The organism is bacterium (assembly GCA_040753555.1).
Lineage (GTDB): Bacteria > UBA9089 > UBA9088 > UBA9088 > UBA9088 > JBFLYE01.
The window spans coordinates 1-2908 of record JBFMDZ010000231.1 but is presented as its reverse complement, the minus strand read 5'-3'; the positions used below and the strand labels follow the sequence as shown (position 1 = coordinate 2908).

Here is a 2908-nt window from a genome sequence, read left to right as displayed (position 1 = left end):
AACCAATTATGAGGGGTTGCGTTTTCTGTTATTATGCAGTTTGTAATAGTTAGAGAAGAGTTAGAACAATAGATTCCAGCACCATTGCCACCACGTCCATTCTTAATGGTGAAACCTTTAATAATACTAGTGGTATTTTGACCTGGATTATTAAAAATAAAACCTCTTCCACTATATTCACAGTCAATAATACATTTTTCCGGACCATTCTCTGACCTTACCGTAATATCTTTTCCACTCCAAGTTAAATTTTTATTCCCTGTTCCAGTATATGTCCCATCTGCCACCCAGACTGTGTCTCCTGTAGTTGCGGCATCAATTGCAGCAGCTATAGTGCCATATTGCGAAGGCACATATAAATCTGTCGCACTTGCTCTTGTTCCCCAAATCATCCCCAAAGCCATTAGACATCCAAAGATTTGTCTTTTCATTTCACTGACACCTCCATTTTTAAACAAAAAAGCAGGCAAATTGAACCTGCTTCTGCAAATTTTATATGAAAACCTTTTTGGCGAGTTACTCTCTCTCTCTCTCTCTCTGACCTGTCTGCCTGGAAATAACTTTTATATTTTCCATCTTAATTTTAAGAATACAACATTACCTTAATTCTTGTCAAGGAAAAAATTTTAATCTTTCTAAAGATAGTTTGCGTAATTCATCAGATGGTGCATTATCTTTTACAAATTTAAAATATTCCCTTGCTTTTTTGTAATCTTCCAGTTTTAGATAGGATTCAGCTTCTAAAAAACAGGCTTTAAATCCAAGCTCTATAACATCTGGACGAAGGGTTTTCATTACATAATAAGAAGACTTTTCCATTTTTATATTACTGGTTAATGAATACAATGACTCTATTGCCTCTTTAAATCTTCCTTTATTAAATAAAATGACCCCTAAATTATAAGCAATATTAGGTACAAAATGAGCTGCTTTTTTCCATACCTCTATTGCCTTTTCTGTATCTCCAAGATTGTATAGACAATCCCCTTTTATAGCAAGTAAATCTTTCTCTCCAAATAAAGAAATAAATTCATCTATCTTTTTAAGGCAATCTTTCCATCTTGCTCTTTGATAAAAATCTTTTATCTCCTCTTGGTATAAATTACGCCTTTCTGCAAATTTTACACTAAAGCCTTTAAGCCAAAGGGTGAAAATAAAAGAAGCAAATAGAATAAAAATAGAAAATATCCATATAGGGACAAAAGATATACTTATCTTTTCTAAAGAATATATTTTTAGAAACCTTTGTAAGATTAGCCAAATGAACAGGAGAAAGATAAATAAAGGAAAAAGCCTTTCTGAAAGAATATAAAAGGAAGAAATATTGGGTATCCCAGGAACTATATGAGTAGGAAAATGAATAGGGAAACCAGGATTACTCCAATTGGCAAATGGAGAAAAAAATTCACAAAGGTTTATATTTTTTTTATCAACCACATCATGGGTTGTAAACATATTTACATAAATGCTCATAAAAGTATGTGGTATGAAGATAAGAGAGGTTATTAAAATAAGTATTAGGAAGAAAAGCCATGTTTTTGAACTAAATTGTAAAGAGAAGTAATAAATCCCCCCTGCTCCTAATATTAAAAGAACAAAACCAGAAAACCAGGGAAAGTTTCCAAGTCCCCACGAAGGTATGGTGAAGATATAAACAAGGCTTAATGTAGTAAACCAGATAAGAAGAAACCCTATTTTTTGAAAATTCCTTCTTTTTATCAAGATATAAAGTCCATAAAGAACAAAGAAGATAATAATTGGCGAGATAAATCTAAATGAACAAAAGAATAAAAAAAAGCTTTTTATCCTGAATAAAAAGTTTTGGCTAAGCAAGTTCATTTGTTCAAAATGCTCGTAATATTGGTAGCCAGTTACAAAATAGCCCTTATGATACACCTTATTATAAAGCAATTGGGGTATCATCATTATAAAAACAATAGGAGAAAAGGCAATATGTTCCCATCTTAGAAACAGTGATTTTAATCTACTCCGATGGAACACAAGAATCCACAGAAATATAACAGCTGGAATAATATAATTTGGATAACGAATAAGAATAGCAATCCCTAATGAAAGATAGAAGAAAAGAAAGTTATACCAAACAGGATTTTCCACTGTCTTATAGCTTGCATAGATGCATAAGATAAAGAAGACAAAACCAGATGTCCACGCCAAAGCAGAAGTTGAAAGTTGCATATCAGAGAAGTTATAGATAAAAAGAATGCTTCCAATAATAGCCGGGATAGGGCTTTTCCAAAATTGCTTTATGAAATAATAAGTAATTACTACGGCTATTGAGCCAAAAAAGGAATTGATGATACAAGGATACGCTTCTCTAACGCTATCTCCACCTGTAAACTCCAATCCTAATATCTTAAGAATATAGCCCAAGATAAGTGGCCATCCTATAGAAAATGTCCAAAGGTAGTCTGTTCCTCTATTTAAAAGTCCTGTAAATCCTTGATATCTAATAATAGAAGCTGCTTCGCAATAAGCTACCCTATCATCTCCAGCAGCACTTATCCCTTTTATTAAAAGAAGTCTTACAAAAAATGCAAAAATAAAAAGGGTAATTATTAAGATTATTTCCTTTGAAATTTTTATCTTCTTAAAACTTTTTTTCCTTTTCATAAACCCTATTATATCTACCCCTTAATAAAAAGGCAAGTTAAACTTAAAGGCTTATCTTACCATCATTGATTTTATAGCAGAGAAATCATCTGCCTTTATTTTGTAATAGTATAATCCAGAGGAGAGGTTTTGACCAGCATTATTTTTTAAGTCAAAGAAAATTGCCCTATCTTTTTGGGTATATGAGCCTTTGGGTTTTTGTCCTGCTTCTATTGTTCTTACCTTTTGTCCGAGGATGTTATAGATTTCAAGGGAGACATTTGAGTCATTTGCTAGC

3 protein-coding genes are annotated in these 2908 nt (G+C 32.3%); all 3 read right to left on the bottom strand.

Annotation, left to right across the window (positions count from 1 at the left end; all coding sequences use genetic code 11):
* A partial coding sequence (locus tag AB1630_11795; protein ID MEW6104474.1) for a hypothetical protein occupies positions 1–431 on the bottom strand: 431 nt, incomplete at its 3' end.
* Between the two features lie 181 nt (positions 432–612).
* The gene (locus tag AB1630_11790; protein MEW6104473.1) at positions 613–2631 is read right to left on the bottom strand and encodes a tetratricopeptide repeat protein; all 2019 of its coding nucleotides are present in this window, start codon (positions 2629–2631) and stop codon (positions 613–615) included.
* Positions 2632–2682: 51 nt separating this feature from the next.
* Positions 2683–2908 (bottom strand): FlgD immunoglobulin-like domain containing protein (locus AB1630_11785; protein ID MEW6104472.1); only part of this gene is annotated, 226 nt, incomplete at its 5' end.